Origin of the sequence: Corynebacterium pseudodiphtheriticum DSM 44287, from assembly GCF_000688415.1 — a bacterium.
GTDB lineage: Bacteria > Actinomycetota > Actinomycetes > Mycobacteriales > Mycobacteriaceae > Corynebacterium > Corynebacterium pseudodiphtheriticum.
In genome coordinates, this window is sequence record NZ_JIAH01000013.1 from 46,725 (window position 1) to 67,929 (window position 21,205).

The 21,205-nt window shown below is 53.9% G+C and carries 16 protein-coding genes; 1 reads left to right on the forward strand and 15 read right to left on the reverse strand.

What is annotated here, in order from left to right; genetic code table 11:
• Window positions 1-18 precede the first annotated feature (18 nt).
• The 6 genes from O146_RS0110380 to O146_RS0110405 all read right to left on the reverse strand — a co-directional run bounded on the left by O146_RS0110380 (window position 19) and on the right by O146_RS0110405 (window position 8,315).
• Complete coding sequence (locus tag O146_RS0110380) at window positions 19-1,185, reverse strand: acyl-CoA dehydrogenase family protein (protein WP_023019165.1); 1,167 nt, start codon at window positions 1,183-1,185, stop codon at window positions 19-21.
• A 691-nt stretch (window positions 1,186-1,876) separates the two neighbouring features.
• Complete coding sequence (locus O146_RS0110385; protein ID WP_023019164.1) at window positions 1,877-3,139, reverse strand: alkylhydroperoxidase domain protein; 1,263 nt, start codon at window positions 3,137-3,139, stop codon at window positions 1,877-1,879.
• Between the two features lie 55 nt (window positions 3,140-3,194).
• A complete protein-coding gene (locus O146_RS0110390) occupies window positions 3,195-4,811 on the reverse strand; it encodes a dipeptide ABC transporter ATP-binding protein (RefSeq protein WP_023019163.1) in 1,617 nt (538 codons plus the stop codon).
• On the reverse strand, window positions 4,811-5,623 hold the full coding sequence (locus tag O146_RS0110395) for an ABC transporter permease (protein WP_027018424.1): 813 nt from the start codon (window positions 5,621-5,623) through the stop codon (window positions 4,811-4,813). The genes O146_RS0110390 and O146_RS0110395 overlap by 1 nt, the downstream gene beginning before the upstream one ends.
• Window positions 5,614-6,660: an ABC transporter permease gene (locus O146_RS0110400; protein ID WP_023019161.1), complete on the reverse strand. Its 1,047-nt coding sequence runs from the start codon at window positions 6,658-6,660 to the stop codon at window positions 5,614-5,616. The genes O146_RS0110395 and O146_RS0110400 overlap by 10 nt, the downstream gene beginning before the upstream one ends.
• The gene (locus tag O146_RS0110405; RefSeq protein WP_027018425.1) at window positions 6,660-8,315 is read right to left on the reverse strand and encodes a TIGR04028 family ABC transporter substrate-binding protein; all 1,656 of its coding nucleotides are present in this window, start codon (window positions 8,313-8,315) and stop codon (window positions 6,660-6,662) included. Before O146_RS0110405 ends, O146_RS0110400 begins: the two co-directional genes overlap by 1 nt.
• 224 nt (window positions 8,316-8,539) lie before the next feature.
• Here O146_RS0110405 and O146_RS11985 point away from each other — a divergent pair, with 224 nt between their 5' ends.
• The gene (locus tag O146_RS11985) at window positions 8,540-8,773 is read left to right on the forward strand and encodes a hypothetical protein (RefSeq protein WP_023019159.1); all 234 of its coding nucleotides are present in this window, start codon (window positions 8,540-8,542) and stop codon (window positions 8,771-8,773) included.
• Between the two features lie 63 nt (window positions 8,774-8,836).
• Here the strand turns inward: O146_RS11985 and O146_RS0110415 are convergent, their stop codons facing one another.
• The 9 genes from O146_RS0110415 to O146_RS0110455 all read right to left on the reverse strand — a co-directional run bounded on the left by O146_RS0110415 (window position 8,837) and on the right by O146_RS0110455 (window position 21,074).
• Complete coding sequence (locus O146_RS0110415) at window positions 8,837-9,709, reverse strand: class C sortase (protein ID WP_027018426.1); 873 nt, start codon at window positions 9,707-9,709, stop codon at window positions 8,837-8,839.
• 10 nt (window positions 9,710-9,719) lie between these two features.
• Complete coding sequence (locus O146_RS11990) at window positions 9,720-10,649, reverse strand: class C sortase (protein WP_051619410.1); 930 nt, start codon at window positions 10,647-10,649, stop codon at window positions 9,720-9,722.
• Entirely contained in the window at window positions 10,650-13,691 is a 3,042-nt protein-coding gene (locus O146_RS0110425) for an LPXTG cell wall anchor domain-containing protein (protein WP_162163375.1), read from the reverse strand.
• A gap of 180 nt (window positions 13,692-13,871) precedes the next feature.
• A complete protein-coding gene (locus O146_RS0110430) occupies window positions 13,872-15,530 on the reverse strand; it encodes a SpaH/EbpB family LPXTG-anchored major pilin (RefSeq protein WP_027018428.1) in 1,659 nt (552 codons plus the stop codon).
• A gap of 240 nt (window positions 15,531-15,770) precedes the next feature.
• Entirely contained in the window at window positions 15,771-16,037 is a 267-nt protein-coding gene (locus O146_RS12705) for a hypothetical protein (protein ID WP_155896273.1), read from the reverse strand.
• Complete coding sequence (locus tag O146_RS0110440; protein WP_027018430.1) at window positions 16,024-16,806, reverse strand: class E sortase; 783 nt, start codon at window positions 16,804-16,806, stop codon at window positions 16,024-16,026. The genes O146_RS12705 and O146_RS0110440 overlap by 14 nt, the downstream gene beginning before the upstream one ends.
• A gap of 324 nt (window positions 16,807-17,130) precedes the next feature.
• Complete coding sequence (locus O146_RS0110445) at window positions 17,131-18,039, reverse strand: class C sortase (protein WP_027018431.1); 909 nt, start codon at window positions 18,037-18,039, stop codon at window positions 17,131-17,133.
• Window positions 18,040-18,218: 179 nt separating this feature from the next.
• Entirely contained in the window at window positions 18,219-19,853 is a 1,635-nt protein-coding gene (locus O146_RS0110450) for a SpaH/EbpB family LPXTG-anchored major pilin (protein ID WP_027018432.1), read from the reverse strand.
• Between the two features lie 459 nt (window positions 19,854-20,312).
• Window positions 20,313-21,074 (reverse strand): LPXTG cell wall anchor domain-containing protein, encoded by a 762-nt coding sequence (locus tag O146_RS0110455; protein WP_155896275.1) that lies wholly within the window; start codon window positions 21,072-21,074, stop codon window positions 20,313-20,315.
• Between the last annotated feature and the right edge of the window lie 131 nt (window positions 21,075-21,205).

Here is a 21,205-nt window from a genome sequence, read left to right on the forward strand (position 1 = left end):
GATTACGAAATTCCGTGGTTAGACGAATGCGGATTCACCAGTGATAGCGCGGCCTGTGACCAGCTGGTTGATGTCGTAGCTTCCTTCGTATGAGTAAATAGCTTCTGCATCGTTAAAGATCTTCGCCATTCGGTATTCCGTCATCAGACCGTTCCCACCAAGCAGCTCACGCCCTAACGCAACACTTTCCCGCATCAGTTTCGAGGTGAAAGCTTTAGCCAGCGCAGACTGTTCGTTTCGTGCAGAACCACGATCTTCCATGCGTGCTAACTGCGCCATCATGGATTCACTAGCAACGAGATTGCCTTGGATCGTGGCCAATTTGTTCTGGTTGAGTTGGAAAGATGAGATCTTCTTGCCAAACTGCTTACGCTTGTCGACGTAATCCAGCGCCACATCCAACGCACCCATCTGCGTACCGACTGCCTGCCAGCCCACAGTTGAACGGGCGCTTTTGAATACTTTGTTCAGGTCTTTGAAAGAATTCGCGTGCTCCAGCTTGCAGTCGTCAGGAACGTATACGTTGTCGAGAACAATATCTGCATTTTGCACCGCACGGATCGCAATGCGGTTTTTCATCAGAGTCGCGCTGTACCCCTCGGTTGAAGTATCAACGATAAATCCTTTGACTTGCTCATCTTCTGGGTCACGCGCGTATACCGCTACATAGTCCGAGAAGGTGGCGTTTCCGATCCACCGCTTCGCACCGTTCAGCACCCATCCGCCATCCACTTTCTTGGCAGTCGTCCGCATACCTTGTGCTACGTCGGATCCAGCCTCTGGCTCTGTAATGGCAAGCACTCCAGTTTTCCGGACCGCATAGAGGTCATCGAGCCAGCGTTCTTTCTGCTCCTCGGATCCGAGCAGTTCAATGCTTCCTGTAAACAAACCGTCTTGGCCGCTGAAGAAGGTTCCCACAGAACCATCAGCACGGTGGATCTCGGCCGCGACCAGACCGGCAAGCAGACGTGAGCGCCCTTGGCCACGAACGAGGCTGATGATATTCAGATCCTGGATTTCTGGAATCAGTTCGTGCGGGAATTCTTCGCGGTTCCAGTAATCAACTGCGATTGGAAGGACCGATTCGCGAGCCCATTCCCGAACTTTGTAAAGAATTTGCTTTTCTTCTTGTGGAAGTTCGCTCTCGAAATCAAAGAAATCACCTTGTGGGTAACGGCCAGCCATGTTGAGACTCCAATCCAAATATCAAGTGAATATGAACTGAGTTACAGGCTATTGTGACGCGACCGGTTTGGATAGCAACATTTACCGCACCCTGTCTGAAATTCGAGACCAGGAGAGAAAAACTTCCAGTATAGCATCATTGTTGAACAATAAGCATTATCCGCATACGCCACGGCACTGTTAACACAACATGGGCCCACTCACGTTTACAAGCGTGCGACAATGAGGTCATTGGCGATCGTGTTGGTTTTTACACAAAATTTTCACGAGAAATTGCGACTCCATCAAGACTTATAGCCCTGATAAAAAAACTTGCTCGAGCTTCCATCCGTTGGGCATTTTCCGCCCGATACATAGTCCGCCGGGTGGCATTGCAGATTTTCCAATACCGCACGACGCGACGCTCCCTGATTCCCAGGGCCCACCACACTTGCTTATAAGTAATATTCATAAGGCGCCAAGTTCCCCAATAACAATCAGGCGCTACCCAAAATTCATCAATTCAGCACAATTATGAGGATATATTCCTGGGTAATCGTTCATCTCACTCTCGACAGCCGCTTAATCAACTGTCCGCAACTGACGTGCAAAACCCCTCTCTCATTTGAGCTGTGCAGGTGAGAAGCTTGGAGAGGGGTTTACTGCGACGTAACCAACCGCGTCTGCAACCGCTGGGCGATCCGCACGCCAGCTACCGGTACCGCTTCGGGACTTCTGCTTGACCTAACGTCAGCATCAATCGGTTGGCCCAGTTGAAGAACGCCGAGGAATAGATCAGGTCCAGAATCGACTGTTCATCAAAGCCAAACTCGCGAAGCTCCGCACACTGTGCAGTGTCGAAGGCAAACGGTGTGCTCGTCAGGGCAACCGCCGTTCGGCGAATCAGATCCCATTTCTTTGAGCCAAGGTCCGCCGCAATGCCCTCATCAAGTAGCCGTTGCACCGCTGCTGATTCACCGCCCTCGTCGATGCAGCGTGCTTGGTGCACAGTGGCGCAATATTCGCAGCCGTTGTAACGCGAAACCACGGTTGCTGCGAGCTCCCGGTCGGCACGCGACAGCCCACCTTCGGTGTTGTAGAAAATATCCAGGTCAGTGAGTGTGCGGGCTTTCAACGCGTCTGGGTCACGGGCAAGCAACCGAAAATACGCGATACCGGCACGCTCGGGCTTAATGAGCGCATCAATATGCTCATCGTTAAGTTCTTCTTTTTCCAGCGGGGCGATCCACGGCAGCCAGCCCAAGGGGTGATTCACAAAATGGCTAGGCGCAACAGAGTCATGCTCGAGGATATTCGAGGTGGTTTCCCAGCCCGTGTTCTTCGTCCCTGGAGCACGATCGACTGTAGGCGTGTGCGGGTTCTGCCCCGCCATCACCCGCAGCCCATGCACTACGCGCACCTGGAACGCGAGGAACGCCACCAACTGCGAAAGGCTAACTATTTCAGTTGCGCTCCAACCGGCAGCATCCAGGTTTCCCAACGCCTGTGGGGACGCATCCTTCGGATGGAATGCCACCAGGTGTACCCAGGAAAAGGCTGCTGCCAAGCGGGTACCAAGCGCTGCTTCCACACCGTCGGCGTCACCATCGCCCGCCGTAACGTCACCGGTGCCGCTGGTGTCACTAGTGCCACCGAACACGACGAATCCACCATCGTGGTACGGTCCGGTCGACGCCCCACGGGCACTGGCGGCGCGCACTACCGCAATCAACTCTTCGTCGGCTTCGTCAGCAAGCAAATCGAAATAAAAGTCCGTGGCTTTTTCTTCCCCGAATAACGTGGCCGTAAACGCAGCAACGGCATAGCGCTCTGCGTAGGAAAAATTGCCTGGATCTTCCGGCTCCAGGAGTGCCGAAAAGCTCGCTTGCGCATTGTGCAACGCATCAGGACGAGCATTGCGTAGCTCCTCGATTTCCGGTGCTGCCGCAGCCAGGTTGTTAATGATGTCCGCCATAGTGTTTCTCCTTTTCCAATCCCTGATTTCCGCTAATTTTTCAGCACTTTCGGCTCTACAAGCCCAAGTTCAAATCTCCCGCACGGTAGCGCGAGCCTGGGATGGCGTCGATAAGCGTCCGGGTGTAATCCGTGCTCGGCTGGGTAAATACTTTTTCAGTTGCACCGCATTCCACCTGTGTACCGCGTGAAAGCACGGATACAGAATCTGAAATTTGGTTCACAACCGCAAGATCATGCGAGATGAAGATATAAGTCAACCCGAGTTCTTTCTGGAGCTCATCGAGCAACCGAAGGATTTGCGCCTGCACAGTAACGTCCAGCGCCGATACGGCCTCGTCCAAGACGATGAGCTCTGGCTCAATGATAATCGCCCGCGCGATCGCCACCCGCTGGCGCTGACCACCGGAAAGCTCGGTGGGTTTACGGGCAGCCATCGACGAATCTAACGAGACCTGGTCAAGCACCTTTGCCGCTTTCGCCCGAGCACTCCGCCGGGAATCACCGAGAAAATTCCGCACCGGCTCAGCGATACTGTCTCCGATGCTCAGTCGCGGATCCAGCGAACCAAACGGGTTTTGGTAGACCATCTGAATGCTGCGACGCAGCTCGCGTTGGCGCTTTCCGCGGGCACGTGTAATTTCCTCCCCATGCAACTCAATGCTTCCAGCAGTTGGGCGGCTAAACAGTGATATTGCCCGGCCTGTGGTGGTTTTACCAGAGCCAGACTCACCCACGAGCGCATGCGTGGTACCTGGTGCGACGCTAAAGCTCACGTCATTGACTGCGGTAAAGTCCCCAAATTGTTGGGTTAGCCCGGAAACCGTGAGCAATGGCTCCTGTACCTGCGGCGCTTCTTGCCCACGCCGGGAGGTGCCCAGGTGTGGCGAGCTCAAAGACGGCGCATCGGCAAGCAGCCGCTTTGAGTACTCATGCTGCGGCTTCGTCAACACTCGAGCTGCAACACCTGATTCACGCACCATACCCTTTTCCATGACGACAATTTTGTTTGCTCTATCGCCAGCCACGGCCAGATCATGGGTGATAAACAGGATGCCCATATTGAGTTCGCGACACATGCTGTCTAGGAGGTCCAAGATGATCTTCTGCACGGTTACGTCCAATGCAGACGTCGGCTCATCGGCAATAATCAGTTCGGGTTCCAGCGCCACTGCCGCGGCAATCAAGACGCGTTGTTTCATGCCACCGGAGAGTTCGTGGGGGTATTGCTCGTAACGACGCTGTGGATCGTCAATTCCGACTCGCTCTAACAGCTCTATCGCGCGCTGCTTGCGGGTGGCTTTATCGCCGAAGGAATGGATGTTGAGGCCTTCTTCGACAGAAGCGCCAATGGTCTTGAGTGGGTTCAGCGAATTGTTTGGGTCTTGCGGGATTAACCCGATGCGTCGGCCGCGCAGCTTACGCCATTGCTTTTCTGGCAGCTGCGTGGCTTCCTTGCCATCAAATTCGATAGATCCGGATACGATTGACGCGTTTTCTGAGAGCAAACCGATTGCCGCCATGGCTGAGGTGGATTTTCCGGATCCGGATTCCCCCACGATGGCGGTGATTTCTCCCGGAATCACGTCGAAGTTGATTCCGCTGACGGCTTCTACCTCACCGTGTTCGGTGCGGTAGGTAATGGAAAGATCGGAAACAGAAAGCAGGGACATCATGCCGCCTTTCGCAAAATCTGGCTGAGGTGGTTCGCTGCTAGGACGACAGCGACGATGACAAGTCCGGGTGCCATAGTGAGCCATCCGGCGGTAGCGATGTAGTCACGTGATTCCGAGATCAATAGCCCCCATTCCGGCGTCGGCGGTGGAGCCCCGTAGCCAAGGAATCCAAGTGTGGCCAGCTGCAGAATCGCCAAGCCGAATTGCAGTGCGGCAACGGCGAATACTGCGGTCAAGGAATTTGGCAGGGTGTGGCGCACGAGTACTTGGAATGGTGTTCCACCGGAGCCGTAGGCGGCCTCAACGAAATCCGCACCGGCGACGCTCAGTACCTGGGAGCGGGCCAGGCGCGCAAAGGTGGCAACCGAAGTAATGCCTACTGCAATAGCAGCATTAAAGATGCCATGGCCCAAAACGATGATGACGGATAGAGACAGCAGTAGCGCGGGGATGGATAACAGCACGTCGACGACGCGCATGATCGCTGCATCAAGCCATCCCTTATTCACGCCCGCGACCACGCCAAGAATGGTTCCGACGACGAGACCAAAAAGTACGGCGAGCAGCGCTCCCAATAGGGATTGCCGGGCCCCGTAGACCACCCTGGTGTACAGGTCGCGTCCAACGGCGTCGGTGCCAAACCAATGCTGAAAACTTGGGGCTAGTAGTGCGGTGGTGTCGCCACCCTGGCTCGGATCTTGCGAAGTAAACAACTGCGGCACCAATGCGCACAGCACTGCCAAGCCAAGCACGATGAGTGAAATAGCTGTACCGGGACGAACTTTAAGTTGTGCGGGTTTTAGCTGCATTTTTGCTCTTCCTTTTCGTGCGATTCTGAGGCATTCCGGGAAGCACCTGCCGCGTGTGCAGATGAAGAAGTTGCGGAAGGCTGTGCTGCGGAATTTACGACCGTGCGACGCTCCCGAAGGCGCACGTCTAGCACTGGATAAAGAAGGTCAACCACGAGGTTGATGAGCACGAAGATGACCGCGGCAAGCACCACGATCGCCAACAACACCGAGGTGTCACGGTCTGCAACCGCATCTACCGTTAAGGCTCCAATGCCGTGCCGAGCAAAAACGGCTTCCGTTACCACGGACCCGCCGATTAATTCGCCAAAGGTAAGTCCGGCCATGGTCAATACCGGCAGGAAGGCGTTGCGCAATACATTTCGCCACAGCAGCCATGCCCCGCTTGCGCCTTTAGCACGCACCACTTGTACGAAGGGCATATCCATGACCTCATCGATAGAGCGCATGAGCACCTGGGCCAGCGGCGCAGATATCGCGATAGCCAAGGTAATGACTGGAAGCACCAGAGATTGCACAGAATTCGCACCGATAACCGGCACCCAGCCAAGCCCGAAGGAAAAGACTTGAATGAGGATAATTCCGATCCAGAAGGTGGGCACCGAGACCATCACCGAGGGCAAGCTACGCGAAAGGCTTCGCAACCATTTCATTGGCCCGAAGGTAGATAGCACCGCAATACCGAAGGCGAGGATTGCGCCCACCACAAACGCGGATAATGCCAGGGCCATTGTGGACGGGATGGCATTAGCAAGCAGCTCCGAAACCGCAGTGCCTGTTGCCACGGAATAGCCGAAGTCGCCAGTCAGGAATCCTGTGAGAGCAGAAAAATACCGTGAGATAAGTGGTTCATCAGCACCGTAGACTTCACGGATATCGGCTAGTTGCTCGGGTGTCAGGCCAAGATTCGGGTTATCGTAGCGCGCAGCCACCGCGTCGCTTGGGAGGGCACTGAGCAATATAAAAGCCAGCGTAAACGTCGCCCAGATAACTAAAACGGACTGGCCGATTCGTGCAAATATTGATTTCCGGTTCATTACTTCCCCCGTCCTTGTGCAGGGTTAATCTCTACTGCGTAAAACGATGGTCGGCCAATGGCTTCCGTCGTAAAGCCGTCAACATGCGGTTGCGCACCATAGACTTGTGGTTCTTCAAACAAAGGCAGAATATAGGCTTGTTCTGCCAGGTAGTCCTGCATTTCAGCAGCTTTCGCGAGGCGCTGCTTCTCGCTGGTCAGCTGGAAGTAGTCATCCACCAATGCTTGCAATTGCTCATCGCCGTAACTATCGGTTCCTGCATCGTAGTTCAGAAAACTATTTCGCCCGGCGCCATCAAGCCAGGTAGCTAAAGTGTCGACGTTCGCACGTCCGGTCATCGTATGACGTATTTGTACGAGTTCTTGGTCTTGCATCGCTTTCGTCTGCGCAGAGCGATCGCCTGGGTACAAATTCGCTTCTACCCCAATGCTTTTCAGCATCTCTTGCGCTTTGGTAAACATCTCCCGGGACCGCGGTTGCGGCACGGCTTCGTTAAAGGTCAGGGAAAGCCGTTGGTCTTCCTTGGTGCGGATGCCGTCTGCACCACGTTTCCAGCCTGCTTCATCCAATAATTGTTCTGCTAATTCTGGGTCATAAGCGTAGTGTTCTGACTCGTCTTTGTAGCCGATTGCCGTGCGCACCAAAATTGACGAGCCCTTCGGGTAGGAATCCGAGTACAAGGTTCGCAGGATGTTGTCGCGGTCGATGGCGTGAATCAGTGCCTGGCGCACGCGGATATCTGCTACCAGCGGATGCCGGAAATGGAAGTGATAGCTATTGTTGACGCCGCGTGTGGGCGCAGCGAGGATCTGTAAATTTTGCTCCTTGAGGTGCTTCTCGTCCGGGGCTTCGATTTGGCGCGCCACATCGGATTGCCCGGCGACGAGGGAGCCCACGCGGACGGAATCTTCTTCGGCGAGCACGATATTCACACCTGCAATATTTGGTGGCCCTTGCTGGTCCGCGCGGGCAGACGGTGCCCAGTTGTAATCTTCACGCGCTTTTAACACCAGTTTTGTGCCGAGTTCTTCTTGCTCAATCACGAAGGGGCCAGACCCGGAAATTCCGGTGGCATTGCCCGGCGCGAAGCCGGAATCATCGAGATCCAAGGTTTCGTTGGACAGCAACCCTTGGTTCATAACTGACGTCGCTTGTGGGAAGCCCGGGGATGGCTTCGTGAAATAAAACTTCACCGTGTATTCGTCAATGACTTCAGCTTTCTCGTAATTCGGAAGCTGTTCGGAGGGCGTTAATAAGCGTGCCTCATCCCCTTTCGCGTAGAGGTCGTAGTTCTTTTTCACGTTCGCGGCATCAAGCACAGAACCATCGGAGTAAGTAACGCCCCGACGGATTGTAAAAGTGAATTCCGTATTATCCGCATTTGCTTGCGGTAATTCTTCTGCAATCCACGGGTGCAGCTCTAAGGTTTCCGGGTCTTGCCACAGCAGCCGGTCCGTAATGTTGTTTAACACGCCACCATTTGGGTAATAACCGCCAGAAGGTGGATAAAGGTTATTGAACATATTCGGCTCGGCATAGGTGACCATGCCGGTATCCGCCGCTTCGGAGATATTCGTGCATGCGGCCAGGGAGAGTGTCATCGCACCGCCCATAGCTGCGGCAAACGTTTTCAGGCGCCTTCGTAGGTTCGTCATAATCGTGGGTTTCCTTCAGTTCTAAAGTAAAGCCCGCTAATTAGACCACACACGAAAGATGATTACAAGACCATTCGGTCTATTGATTCACCTCGATAGATACAACAATTAAACAAACCATATAGACAATCCAGTCTACGATCGATGAACCGATTTTTTCGGCCCTGCACTATTCAATCGCCTACACCTAACCAGAGTGTTTTCGGCTAAAGGATAAACGCAAGGTGGCTACGCTTAGCATCCGGGAAATTGAGCAGCGCGTCACGCAGATCGCGGAGCAGGATGAGTTCGGCGATGATCTCTTCTTCGATCTCCTGCTCGCCTATGGTCGCGCGCAGTCTAATGTCACTCGCCTCCGCAATGGCAGCTACAACGCGGCGGAGGATCCTTCACGGGATTATGCCCAGAAGAACATCGTCTACTTCCGCCCGCTTGTCGACGCCGACCTACCTGCATAACCCGCTGGAGGCCATCATCGATGCCGTCGACAAGATCATCAACAGCGATATTGTGCACTACGTTTACGACGTCGCTGCGCAGCAGTTGGCACGTCGCGGTTTACGTGCTCGCCCCACCAACCACCAAACCAGGTAGAGCAGGGTCAGCAGAGAGATAACCACCGAGGCCACCATCCAGGGCTGCCACGGGCTGTAATAGGTTTGTGCCAGTGGTTGTTCCGGCATTTCTACGCGTTGGCCGCGCACCAGCAGCCGGTGGGTGTTCAGACCATAAGGTGTGCAGGTAACCAGCGTCATTTGGTCTTTGTCATCCTCTGCGCGCAGGTCCTCTACCTCATCGGGAAGCACGGTCTGAATCTGGTCCACCCGGTAGGCCAGCTTCTGCCCCATCGATTCCACGGTGAAAATCTCGCCTTCGGCCACGCTGGTGAGGTTGTCGAACATGGTCAACGTCGCCATTCCGGTGTGCCCAGTGAGCACGGAATGCGTTCCCAGGCCACCGACCGGTAAGTCCGTGCCGAACAAGTGCCCGACGCCCGCGGCTAAAACGTCAGTCGACGTGCCGTGGTAGATGGGCAAGTCGACGCCCACCGACGGGATCTCAATGCGGGCCATGAGCCCGTCGACGTTGAGGTGGTTTTCATAGTCGTGGTAGGCCGGCGAGTTGGTGTCCACGCCGTATTTCCACGGGTCGGAGACGGGAAAATCCACTAGCCCTTCGTTGTAGGCGTGGGCGTCGGCAAGCACGGGGTCGATGTATTCTGCGGGCAGCAGCGCTATGTCTTCGGAGTACTGCGCGGCGAGGTTGTGCTGTTCGACGTTTTTATAGTGCGTGATCGCCACTGGCGATAGGAAAACCGCCAGTGCCAACAGGAAGTACACGACGGAGCGGTAGCGTCGGCGTGGTTTTTGCCGCGTGGTGTGGTTGGTGCGCATGTGCCTGGGCCTAGGCGATGGTTTCTAGCTCTGCGGCTTCGCGCTCTGCTGCTTTGCGTGCGGCGCGCTTCTTCCATTCGCGATAAGCAACGATGGCTAGTACCACCAGGATGATGAACAGATCAAGATACATCCACCAGCTCAGGTGCGGCAGCCACGATGTACGGGTTTCTTGGGTTTCGTCCATTGGCACGCGTTCGGCATTGACTAGCAGCCGGTCTGTGTTAATCCCGTACGGGGTGCAGGTCACCAGCGTCAGTTTGTCTTTGTCGTGTTCGTAGGTCACTGCATCGTAGTCATTCGGTCCGACGACTTCGCGTGCGTTGACCTGGTAGCGCAGCTTTTCACCCATGATGTCGATGTAGACATCGGCGCCGTCTTTGATGCGCGGCAGGTTGTCGAACATGGTGGCGTTGACCATGCCCGTGTGCGCAGAGATCACCGAGTTGGTGCCCAGCCCGCCGACGGGCAACGAACTACCGAACATGTGTCCAGCGCCTTCGTAGAGCACGTGGTCTGCGGTTGTGTGATAAACCGGCAGGTCGACGTCGATCGACGGGATGGTGATGCGCGCGATCACGCCGTTAGTTTCGGGGGCGTTGAGTGTCGACATGTAATCGTCGAAACCCGGCACGCCTTCTTCGGGTGGCATGGCGTGGTGGCCGTGGCGCGCCAGGCGTTCGTTGTATTCGCGGGCTTCTTCGAGGTACTTGGCGACGCGCTCGCTTGGCTGGATCTTTTCGATGTTGTCGGAGTAGCTGCGTGCTTGCGCGTCTAGTTGATAGTCGTTGTAGATCGTCGCAAAGATCGGGTACAGCAGCACCGCGATGCCGAGGATGAGGTAGATGGCACTGTTGGATTTTTTGCGCTTCGCGTGCCGCGCACTCTGCTGCTGGCGCGGCTGCCCACCACCTGAGGGCTGCTGTGCAAGGAGCGTCATTTAGTTTTCCTCTTTATCGTCACGAAGGTACCGCCACAGTCCAAAAAGTAATGCTAGCAGGCCAAGGCCCAAAATCCAGACCATGGTTTGCACACCGGTGTTTGGCAGCATCTGGTCGATGAGTTTGCTCAGACGTGTTGCGCTGTACTTAGCTTCTTTTGCTACGGTTTCGTGGCCCTCGCGTTGGTAGCTTACGTAGAATTCACGAGTCGAACTGTCTTCCGGGTAGCTATAAGCTTCGTCTGCTTCGACTTCAATGGGTACCGCGAAGGTGCAGTCAAGGCTCTCCCCCGGTGCCAGAACCTGACTGTCGGTTGCACCATTCTCTGGCGCGGATTGGGCAACGTCAGGCTGTGCAGCATCGGGACGGTTAATTGTGCATTGCAATTCGTTGTAGATCTCGCCAAGATTTCCATCAGCGGGCACAACCACCTGCGTGCCACCGCTAACCTGGAAGTTTTCAATCGCACCACCAATTGTCAGCGTCTTGCCTGCCAGGGTTGCATCGCTCATGTGGAAGCGTTCGTGAACAAGGGGCAAGGGAAGGTCGCCGCTATTGATAATTCCTAGGCGCATCGGCATCACGGTTGCGTTACTCGGCAACACAGCCCCGCCGGGGTTCAAGACACCACGTGGATCAGAGACGCCTTCGATGTGTTTCAAGACCTCGAAATCCGCTTTACGGTCGTCGACATAATTCGAGATCAAGGTTAGCGTTGGCATCTCCGCTGCGCGGGTGCCTTCGGGTAGCGGGAAACGGAACTGGAAGCTAAGCGCAACGCCGTTTTCATCAGTTTCTGCCGGTGGCACTTGTTCACCATTGAGCTGTAATTCACGTGAGATCACCGGCTTACCGCCTTCGTCAGTTGCGGTTAAAACACAATCGCGTCCCGCGGGAGCTCCGGAAATGTCGTGCCGTGTCTGATAGTCCAACTCAGCACCGTTATTTGTGACAGGAAATTCGACCTGTTCGTTGAATGGGGTTCCCGGGCAAGTTAATTCGGACTTGATGATTTTTGTTTCACCCGGTTCCACAACGTTGACCGGGAACTCCCCTGATTTGATGTTGTTGTCAAGAAAGGCTGCTGTTTTTGCGTGCCGGTAGCTATTCGTCAGTGCAATGTCATAGTTGGTGGGTGTCCGGCTAGAAAAATCTCCGTTGACGTCAATCACTGCGAGGTTTAGCGGGTACTCATTTCCACGGAAACTGAACCAGAGATCATTGTTGTCTTTTATGCTCAGCTGCGGCGCACGAAACGGCTGGCCGCCTCGAAACTGATTGCCCTCGATAACAACGCCGGGAGTTACCGTTTGGCCTGGGACTTCTCGGTCAATCTCCGGAAGCATTTCCGAGAATTGACACTGCATACGTTCCGGAACAACGACGCTTTGTTGTTCATCCCGCTTCAGTGAAACAACTCCTTTAACCGGATGCTCAGCATCGCTGACCAATTCAGATTCTGCAGCGTATGCATCGATGAATTCTTCATTCGAGTATGAAGTGGAAGTTGCTGCACGGTCCACACGGCATGCGTAACCTATTTGGAATACTCGCTCAGCATCGCCAAAGCCATTGTCAGCCCAGTCTGAGACGACCGCTTTACTGAAGTTAAGAGCTGCAGACCGAAAGCGTGGTTGCCAGTCCACCCGGCAATAAATACCTCCAAATTGCTGATGCAAATTCGAAGGAATACGCAGCTCACTCACGCCAGTTTCGGGCATATTATTTAGGGTGATGTTCGTTTTATTCGAGTTGTCATTACCCGACGTCGGTGTCCGGAACTGCTCGCTGCCTGGCTGCGGATTCACCTCATTTGGGTTTTCCCGCACTTGATGCACGGCCTCGCGAATGCGAACCTGATCTGCCGAAGGAGTTCGACAGACCCATTCCGGCCGGTAACGCTTCATAGCTTTCACCGGATCTGAATTCTCTGCTTGCGAGCGATAGACGAGGGCTTTTCCGGTATTTTCCAGCTGGATCGGCTCGTTACTGCCTGGTGCTGTGTTCACTACACGCGGGGTTGGCAAGTAGCGCCCAAAATTGCCAAGCAATTGGTCCCTGCTGCTATTGCGTTCATTTTCGAAGGTGGCAGTCAGGTTAAAACCCGTCCGGGCGCCTCCGCTTAGCCCAGCCTCCAAGCTAGTCAGGGCAGTATCATATTCACCAAACGTTGGGTGCTCTTGTGCCTTTGGATGAACATCTCCACCCATTCGATCCAGCACCAAAGCAAAAGCTACAGCCTGTTCACCACCATTTCTAGGTAGGCCCATGGTGATTTCAAAACGGCGAGGTTTCTTCGCTGCCGCCACGAAGCTACCACGGTGGGTGTGCGCGCGCGGCGCACAAATCAACGAATACAACTGGTTGTCATCGAGGTTGATATAGCCTCTGCCTGTTAATGGCCCCTTGAAATCTCGATCACAGGATCGATTGTGCCCAAACCGCGATGTGCCTAAGTTTTTTTGCAATGCTAGGACTTCGACGTCTGATTGAAAACCCCAGTTTTCTTGGTTCGTAGTCGAGGTTTCTGCATCTGCGGCAGCCAGAAAAAATTCGGTTTGCGCTACTTCCTGACCGGTGGTTTTATCGACCAGTTTTATGTTAGTGATGCTAATTTTTGCGCGTTCGTCATTTCTACTTCGCTCTTTTCGGAAAGTCATCACATCATGAACGCCGTTTGGTTCGGTAATAAATGCCCCTGTGCCATTACTTCTTTTGGGATTTGGATTACCAAAGAATGCTTCCTCGTAGGTCGAATTAGAGAAGCGTTCGATTGGCCTATCGATGTGAATGTTGTACCGAAGCTCGTAGTTGCCGAGCGTAATTGGTTCACCGGATGCCAGTTTGTCAGCGGGAAGCCAGCACAGCGAATCGGCTAAACGACCTGCCGCATTGCTGTCGTTGCCTGGGCCGCGACCACGATAGGTGCATCCTTCGAGAAGGTTAGTTGGTGCTGGGGCATCAAACCCAGGCTCTTGAGCTTGCGCTGCTGGAACATTCACGGTGTGTAGCCCTATTACGGGTGCCGCGATCAATGTCATTATGAGAATTAAGACGGACACAAAAGAAAGCGAACGGCGGGAAAAAGAGTACATTTCGATCCTATGAATGCCCAAGGGTGCAACGCAGCAGAATGTTTAGACAAGATTGGCGGGAGACTTTCTCAGCCACCCGCCAATGTTGTGTGGCTCCGCGTGGAAGCCATGTGCAATGGTTAAAGCTTACGCGGTAGCTCGACCATCTTTACGGCTGGTGTAGAAACCACGTGCCAGCAAGCCCAAACCGACCAGGAACACGAGGATAATTCCCCATGCACCGGTAGCCGGAAGCGAGCTCAGGAAGTTATCCCGCTGGTTTTCGACGCGTACGCTCAGCAACTTCGCCTCATCGTCTGCGCCCGTCAGCTCGACTTCATGGATTTCTGGGTTCCGAACAAATCCAGCCGGCGCCTTCGTTTCGAGCACGCAGTAGTTGTATTGCTGTGCAGCTGTGCTCCCGGCTGCGAAAGTCCTGACCGGGACTCCGTACCCGCGGAAAATACCTTCGCGGCTATTTTCGTCGCTTTTCACCGTAGTCAGGGTTGCTGCATTGTCTGCGTGCGAAAAATTTGGATCAATTTCCGGGGTCGTCGCAACCGGAATCGGGTCACCTAGCAATTCTCCAGCTTCACAGCGGTACAAGTTAAACTGAGCACCAGAAAGATCTACGTCGCCCTCTTGATCATCCGTGTACTTGGTAATCGTCAGATTGGCGTATTCCGTCTGCGTTGGGCGCTTATTCTCTGGGGTGTCACCACTGTCAGTAGTGATCTTGACATCATTCGGATACTCCACCTCAGCGGTGTTAGTGATAGACTCGCCTGGTCCAGGCAAAGAAACAACTTTAGCGTAAAACTCCACATGAACCTGCAGGTTCGGCTGCCCATTGCGCTGCTCCGCGAGTTTCGCAAGGCCCTGCTCAGTGAACTCCACAACGAGGGTGTTGTTCTCAGTCCTTAGAGTATAGTCATCCGTTGCCATCTCGGTCGGTGTACCGTTCCCCGCAGAAAAAGACACCTTCGGGGCCGGCCCACCATCGCCGTTACCGGTCACCAGTGATAGCTGTGGTTTGAGCTGGTCAGTAATCTTAAGCTTAGACAGGTCACCAGCTGGGATCGGCGTGTTGATGGTGTATTTCATGTTGCTGCCCAAAGTTGCACCCTGCGCATCAACTTGCTTGTTTGGACGGAGTTCCTGGTTTTTCGGGTAAACAGTACGAGTATATTCCCACTTACCTGTGTTGCCATCAGAATATGGCAAAGAGACCAAAAACGGTGCAGAGGCCGAATACCCATCACGTGGCAACTCGGTTACATAGTAAACACCCACCGGGAGTTCGGAGAATATCGCTTCACCTTGCGCGTTAGTTGTTACTGGAGTCGGGTACGGCTGATTATTGTGGCGCTCTTCGCCGGCGACTTCCCCAGGGTTCTTCACCAGTGAATTAAGCTTCCTCCAGCCTTCTTGTTGGGTAAGATCGAGCGTGAGTCGTTCGATCTTAAACTGCGCTCCCTCGAGCCAATTTGCATCCCCGGTAGGTGCTCCACTGTGCGTTTGTCCGTCCTGTAGCTGTGGATCACCAAGTATTTTCTTGATTGTCAACGTTCCAGTCTCAGCTGCATCAACAAGGTCCGTCTCGTCCAACTCCGGTGCCGCAAGGTCAGCACCAGCCGGGGCAGGAGCACCATATGGGCGATCAACAGCGCCAGCAGTGGCTCCGTCTTCAGTGACCGCAGCATCCCCATCCTGGGCAAACGATATCGGCGCTGCTACTGCAGCACTACCAATGGCTAGCGTGCCAGCAGCACAGATTGCAATTACTCGCGACTTGAATGAGACCATGATGTCCGTTCCTATGAGGTGACTAGTTACTCTGAGGCCGCCCAACCATCACCGACCGAGATGATTTCGTTACCAAAACCACAGGTTAGCGAGAACCCTTGCAGCGAACCCAGCTTAAATTAACAACTTTTTACGCTTGAAACAAGCTTCTCGCAGCTTCAAATCCCATCGTTCAAGGCCTGGCCAGTGCCACCTAACCCCAAAGGTGTTCAACAACACAGAATCACCCCGGTCGGCAAGCTATACTGCAACGTCTGAGTACGGCATCAGTTCTGCAACATACGGAAACACCACTTCCATCAACAAGAAAAACACCCCCACCGCAAGCAACACAGCCAGCAGAGTCTTCAATACCACCCCACCCGGCAGCAAATTCCACAATCCGCGATACATAACTACCTCAATTCCCAAGCTCTTCGACGATTTTTGGGCTTCAGCACCCAGACTCCCAATGCACCAAAGCTCCGGTACACCACCCAGAATTACCGCGCCTTTACAACACTTCACCCAAAGCCACAGGGCGCTGACCTGCCGACTTCTCCAGCACTTCAACTTCCATAGCGTGCACGATCATGCGCTGCGAGTTCGAATACCACGGGTGGCACGTCGTCAACGTCGCCAGCGACTCACTCGGCTGCGGAGCGCCTTCCCTGCTGAAATCAACTCCCGGGATGGGTGCAATCACCCCAACATCTCCAGGGTGCGTGATGTGACGGCCAGCAATTCCGGCATACTCGTCGGCAAGCTTGGCGCGCTGCTCCTCGCTAAAACATTCCGCGCCACCGTTCGCGCCTGCGTCGATCGGCAACACCCGATACGTCACCCACTGCGTGGCGGTCTCCACCACGATTGCATCGCAAGCATGCAGATCCTCCAAATGCACAAAGGGCGCCCCCTGCCCCATGCGGTGCCCGGCGATTGCAAAATTGCCGAGTTCCCCCGGCGCCTGCGTGTCCACATAATGTCCTGGCCCGGCGGCTAAGACGTCCTGAGAAGTCCCGGCTAGTACCGCGTACTGATAATCCGGCCCCAACCGCGGAATATAAATGCGGCTAAACGCCTGCCCGTTATCCGGTTCCGGGGCCCCCTCCCCTGGGCCACCAGCATCTGCTTCCTGCCAGCGCTGCTCCATGCGCTCATTCGCCTGCGCCTGCAATTGGCCAGACTTCATGTTCGTCCAATACGCCTCATAGAACACGAACAAGACGATGAGCGCCCCGGCGGTCAGCAGGATCTCGCCCAACAACCGTCGGAGACTAAACGGTTCAGATTTCACGTGCTCTCCAATGCCTTATGCATGACCTCTATGCTTGTCGACGCCGCTGCGTAGCAAAACGTCACCGATTACTAAGAGTAATCCACCAAGTACAAAGCCAGATACCGTTGTCGCCAGTCTTTGGCAATTCTGGGCAGGGAACGTTTTCGTATTCTTGGACATGAAAAGTCTGAGTCACAGACGGAATCTGCTCGTTGTCAGAACTGAGCTCAAGGCTTTACGTTTATCTCTTCTTGCCCCGCGCCACTTAAGCACAAGGTCGGAAACAGGATTCGTCACAGGTTGTGCAGTCTCATCGGTATTTTGGATTGCTACGAGTTCTGCTCACGCTGCCTCTGCTGGGGCACACGGTGCCGCAGCTGCTTTTCGACGTTCCTTGCGGATCCAGTGAAGCAGATAAGCAATAGCCAACAATGCGATAATCAACAGTGCCCACATCCACCACTGCACAATGCGGTTTTTCTGATCAAAAGCAGTTTCGTCGTCAGGATCAAGCGGAACGCGCTCTGCGTGTACCAGCAAACGGTGCGAGTTCACGCCATAGGGCGTACAGGTAATTAGGGTGATGAGATCTTTGCCAGGTTGCTGCGCAAGACTTTCTGTTTCGTGCGGCGAAACCACTTCTGTGGATGTCACCTGATACTTCATTTTCTCACCAAAGGTATTGACATAAATTGCGTCGCCTTCTTTAACGTCCACCAGGTTGTCCCACATCGTCGACGTCGTCAGCCCGGTGTGTCCAGTAATAACTGAGTGGGTGCCTTCTCCACCAACCGGTAATGACGTGCCGTATAAGTGGCCAAGGCCTTTTTGCAGAACCTCTTCCGTGGTTCCGTGATAGACCGGTAGCGAAGAATCGATAGACGGGATAGAAACTTGCGACATTGCCTGCAGGCCCGAAAGCTGCTCCAAATAGCGCTGATAATCCTGGTTATCCTCGGAAACCCGAGCGAGCCACGGATCCAGGATCGGCCCGCCGCCAGAATTCGCGTTGTATTCCCGAGCCGCTTCGACAGCAGCGTTGAGTTGTTCTTGGGGTACTTCAGTAATTTCCGAGCTGTACTCTTCGATAACTTTTCGCTGAATGTAATTGTTCCATTGTGTGGAGACTACCGGATACAACAGCACGGAAATCCCCACCAGGATAATTAAGGCAGGCACCACCACGCGTCGGAATACCGATGCTTGTTTGGGCTTATTAGGCGTCGTGGCTTGACGGGTGGCAACTGCCATAGCGGTAATTTCCTAGTCTCTCTAAATAAAGCAAAACTAATACTATTTTTATTAAGTTTCGGTATATTCGCCGAAGGCCCGACGCTCGAAGCGCCGGACCTTGAATATGCTTTCTTTACGGCATGATCATTGAGATACACCGTGCACGGGAAAGCATCCGCGCGAGCTCCTAGGAGCTACTAAGCCGTGGCGGAGTTGCGACGAGCAGCGTAAACACCACCGCCGATGATTCCCAGACCAAGCAGTGTGACGAGCAGGATACCCATGCCACCGGTCTTCGGAAGCAGCGGACGATCTGTATCCGGAATGTTTTCGATTGTCATCGAGACCCGGCGGATGGTCTCACCATTTTGGCTTCCGTCAACGAATTCACGTGAGTCGATGTTTAGATAGAAACGGTATGGCTCTTCGCGGGTTTGCAAATAACCGGAAGGCGCATCAGTTTCCTGCAGACAGTACTCAACGCCCTCCTGCGGAGCTTCGTTGTTGACCCAGTCGCTGACGTGGATGCCCGAGAACGTCAATTGGCCTTTGTCGTCGGTGGTACCAGACTGAATAATCTTATCTGGAGCATCGCAACGGAAGAGATCGAAATCTGCGCCTTCCAGGAACCGCTCGTTGTTTGACTGATCTACCTTGTGGATTCGGACATCACCGATATAGGTAACGACCTTGTCGTTCGGGGTTTCGAAACGCTGGGCACCATCCCCACTTGTAATAGCGCCATAGGAGCTAACCGCGTTCTCAATATCTTGGTCTTTCGCATTCAGCAGTGTCGCTTGATATGCGACATAAACGCTATCCCCGCTCTCTAGCTCCGCAGTTTCTGGGTTTATGGCAATCTTAAAGGACTCATTCGCGTCCGCAGGCAAGTTTTGTGCATTGCTTGCTACAGGCTGCTGGGTCTGCACTTCATAGGTTGCCGGATTGAGCAACTTTGGCCGACCGTTTCCACCAGGCACGCGGTATACCAGCGGTTTCAGGTCGTTATCAATACCCAATTCGTCCTTATTGTAGGAGTCCTGCACGACAAACTCGCTCAGAAAATCTCCCTCAGCCACGTTTGGAACATGTGCGGTTAGGCCATATCCGAGTTGGGCGGTAGCGGGATCACGGAAATCGTTCAACGCGTGCTTATCTTCATCAATGACTTCTTTCCCTACCTTGACAGAAGAATTTTTCGGGTAGACGTGAACGTTCTTTTCCCAGCCGGATCCGTCTTCGTTTACAGTCGGAACCAGAACGATGAACGGCTTGGATTTTACGAATCCTTGCGCTCCATCCGGCGTAGGTGTCTGAGTTTCGGTCACCAAGTAGGCACCCGGTTCCAAGTCACTGAATTTGAGCTCACCATCGGTTCCAGCTCCGCCGGTCACGCCGGTGCGTGTCTGGAAGTTTTCATCCAAAGGAGGGGTCGTGAGTCCACCGTTGCCCCGCCAATTACCTCGTGCACGGTTAAATTCATCGGCAACTGCTGCGAGGTTACTCAAGCCAGCTTGTTCGCGGATATTGCCGTGCAGTTTCTGCAGTTGGAAGTGTGCGCCGTTAAGCGGTTCGCCGCTGACGTGTTGGTCTTCGTTACCACTTGCTTCACCATGAATACGTGGATTCAAGCTCTTGTGCAGAGTCAGAGAGAAATCTTTGGTATCGGGAATCGCCGATGCGTGTGGCAGAACTTGCGATGATTCTTCGACAACCGATTCCTGGTCATTGTCGACCTGCGCGAAAGCTGGCGAGCCAACTCCAAACGAGCCACCAAGTGCGATGCCCGCTGCAATCGCAAGCGCGACAGGTTTAGCAATAGCTTTTGCCATGAGAGGTCCTTTCACCCCGATACAGACAGCACACATTAAAAAACTCAAAGGAACAATAGCTTTTCTTTGTCAAAGCAGAGTTCTTTCCTAGCCTTATATGACAGCGTCTATATGAACTTGTTTCAGCTAATAACCACCCCACGTGGTTACCCGAAAAGGAATCTTAAAGTTTTGGAATGCTCATCAACAAGCCAAAAAGACAACTTCACACAGCCCAAACGTGCTGGTCACAGGCATTATCGTTTTAGGACACAAAATTAGTTAAATGACAGGTTCTATTCAGAATATTCAATATTAGAATTCGGGTAATTTGTATCCTTGTGCCAGCACTCAAATGTGTTGTTTGGCTACGCAACTCAAGATCAAACAACTTTGGACCCCCGCCTATAAGCCAAAAGCACCACAACCCAACGCCAATAAATGACGAGAGGATTGGGTGCCACGAAAATATTTGGTTAGCTACTGCTCTTTTCGACGGCGTATGAGTACGAAACCAAGAAGAATCAGCACTACGCCGGTTACCAGTGCCCACGCGATGTTTGCACCGGTGATTGCCAGTGCTCCATCCGTTCCATGACTTTTCGCACTGTCATCGGGGTCATCGCCCGGCTTATCCGTTGAAGGTGGAGGTGTATCAGGGTTCGTCGGAGTCTCTGGGGTCCGCGGCGGAGTGCCACCCGGGTCAGGTTTTGTGACCACCACATTCTCGTAACTAAATTCCCGGCCAGTTATATCGCCCAAGGGCAAGAGCGCCAACCGTGGACTGGATAAACGCCAATCGTGGTCGTCGTCCGGCGCAAATTCCTCAATGAGGTATAGCCCAGGGCCCAAATTATCGAATACAGCCAGACCTCCGGCATCGGTCTTTTTCTCCCGAGTTTCACTAAACCCTGCCTGCCGTGCGCGAGCAACATCGAATTGCTTCGCTGCTTCGCGTCCAGATCCGGTGGTGACGTCTAGGCCTTGCACCTTGGAGAGACGAAAGGTCAGCCCCTCTACACCACCAAATGGCTTGTCCCCCGGCAAAAGCTCATCATACGGATTCGGGGCAAGTTTTCTGATCTTTAAGGTCTGAGCACGGCCAGTTTCCATAGTCTCTGCGGAAAGATTTTTATCATTACCGGTGATTACCCGCTCGTGTGCCTCGGCAATAGGTGCCGCTAACGCGACAGACGTGGTCAGCGCTGCGGCCACACAAGCACTACAGAACTTATTGAGCACTCTGCCGCCTACCCGGCGTAGTTACTTTCACAAGCACATACCTTTCTTGTAATTCCACGCGAACCTTCTCTGTTTTCTTGCACAGCTGCTGACGCCGAGATCGCATTGTGGTCAATGCCGTGCTCGCCATC

What these genes read in the sequence shown, in the direction of transcription:
- O146_RS0110380 (WP_023019165.1), bottom strand. Translation starts at nt 1,185, where the DNA reads ATGGCTGGCCGTTACCCACAAGGTGATTTCTTTGATTTCGAGAGCGAA.
- O146_RS0110385 (WP_023019164.1), bottom strand. Translation starts at nt 3,139, where the DNA reads ATGGCGGACATCATTAACAACCTGGCTGCGGCAGCACCGGAAATCGAG.
- O146_RS0110390 (WP_023019163.1), bottom strand. Translation starts at nt 4,811, where the DNA reads ATGTCCCTGCTTTCTGTTTCCGATCTTTCCATTACCTACCGCACCGAA.
- O146_RS0110395 (WP_027018424.1), bottom strand. Translation starts at nt 5,623, where the DNA reads ATGCAGCTAAAACCCGCACAACTTAAAGTTCGTCCCGGTACAGCTATT.
- O146_RS0110400 (WP_023019161.1), bottom strand. Translation starts at nt 6,660, where the DNA reads ATGAACCGGAAATCAATATTTGCACGAATCGGCCAGTCCGTTTTAGTT.
- O146_RS0110405 (WP_027018425.1), bottom strand. Translation starts at nt 8,315, where the DNA reads ATGACGAACCTACGAAGGCGCCTGAAAACGTTTGCCGCAGCTATGGGC.
- O146_RS0110415 (WP_027018426.1), bottom strand. Translation starts at nt 9,709, where the DNA reads ATGCGCACCAACCACACCACGCGGCAAAAACCACGCCGACGCTACCGC.
- O146_RS11990 (WP_051619410.1), bottom strand. Translation starts at nt 10,649, where the DNA reads ATGACGCTCCTTGCACAGCAGCCCTCAGGTGGTGGGCAGCCGCGCCAG.
- O146_RS0110425 (WP_162163375.1), bottom strand. Translation starts at nt 13,691, where the DNA reads ATGACATTGATCGCGGCACCCGTAATAGGGCTACACACCGTGAATGTT.
- O146_RS0110430 (WP_027018428.1), bottom strand. Translation starts at nt 15,530, where the DNA reads ATGGTCTCATTCAAGTCGCGAGTAATTGCAATCTGTGCTGCTGGCACG.
- O146_RS0110445 (WP_027018431.1), bottom strand. Translation starts at nt 18,039, where the DNA reads ATGGCAGTTGCCACCCGTCAAGCCACGACGCCTAATAAGCCCAAACAA.
- O146_RS0110450 (WP_027018432.1), bottom strand. Translation starts at nt 19,853, where the DNA reads ATGGCAAAAGCTATTGCTAAACCTGTCGCGCTTGCGATTGCAGCGGGC.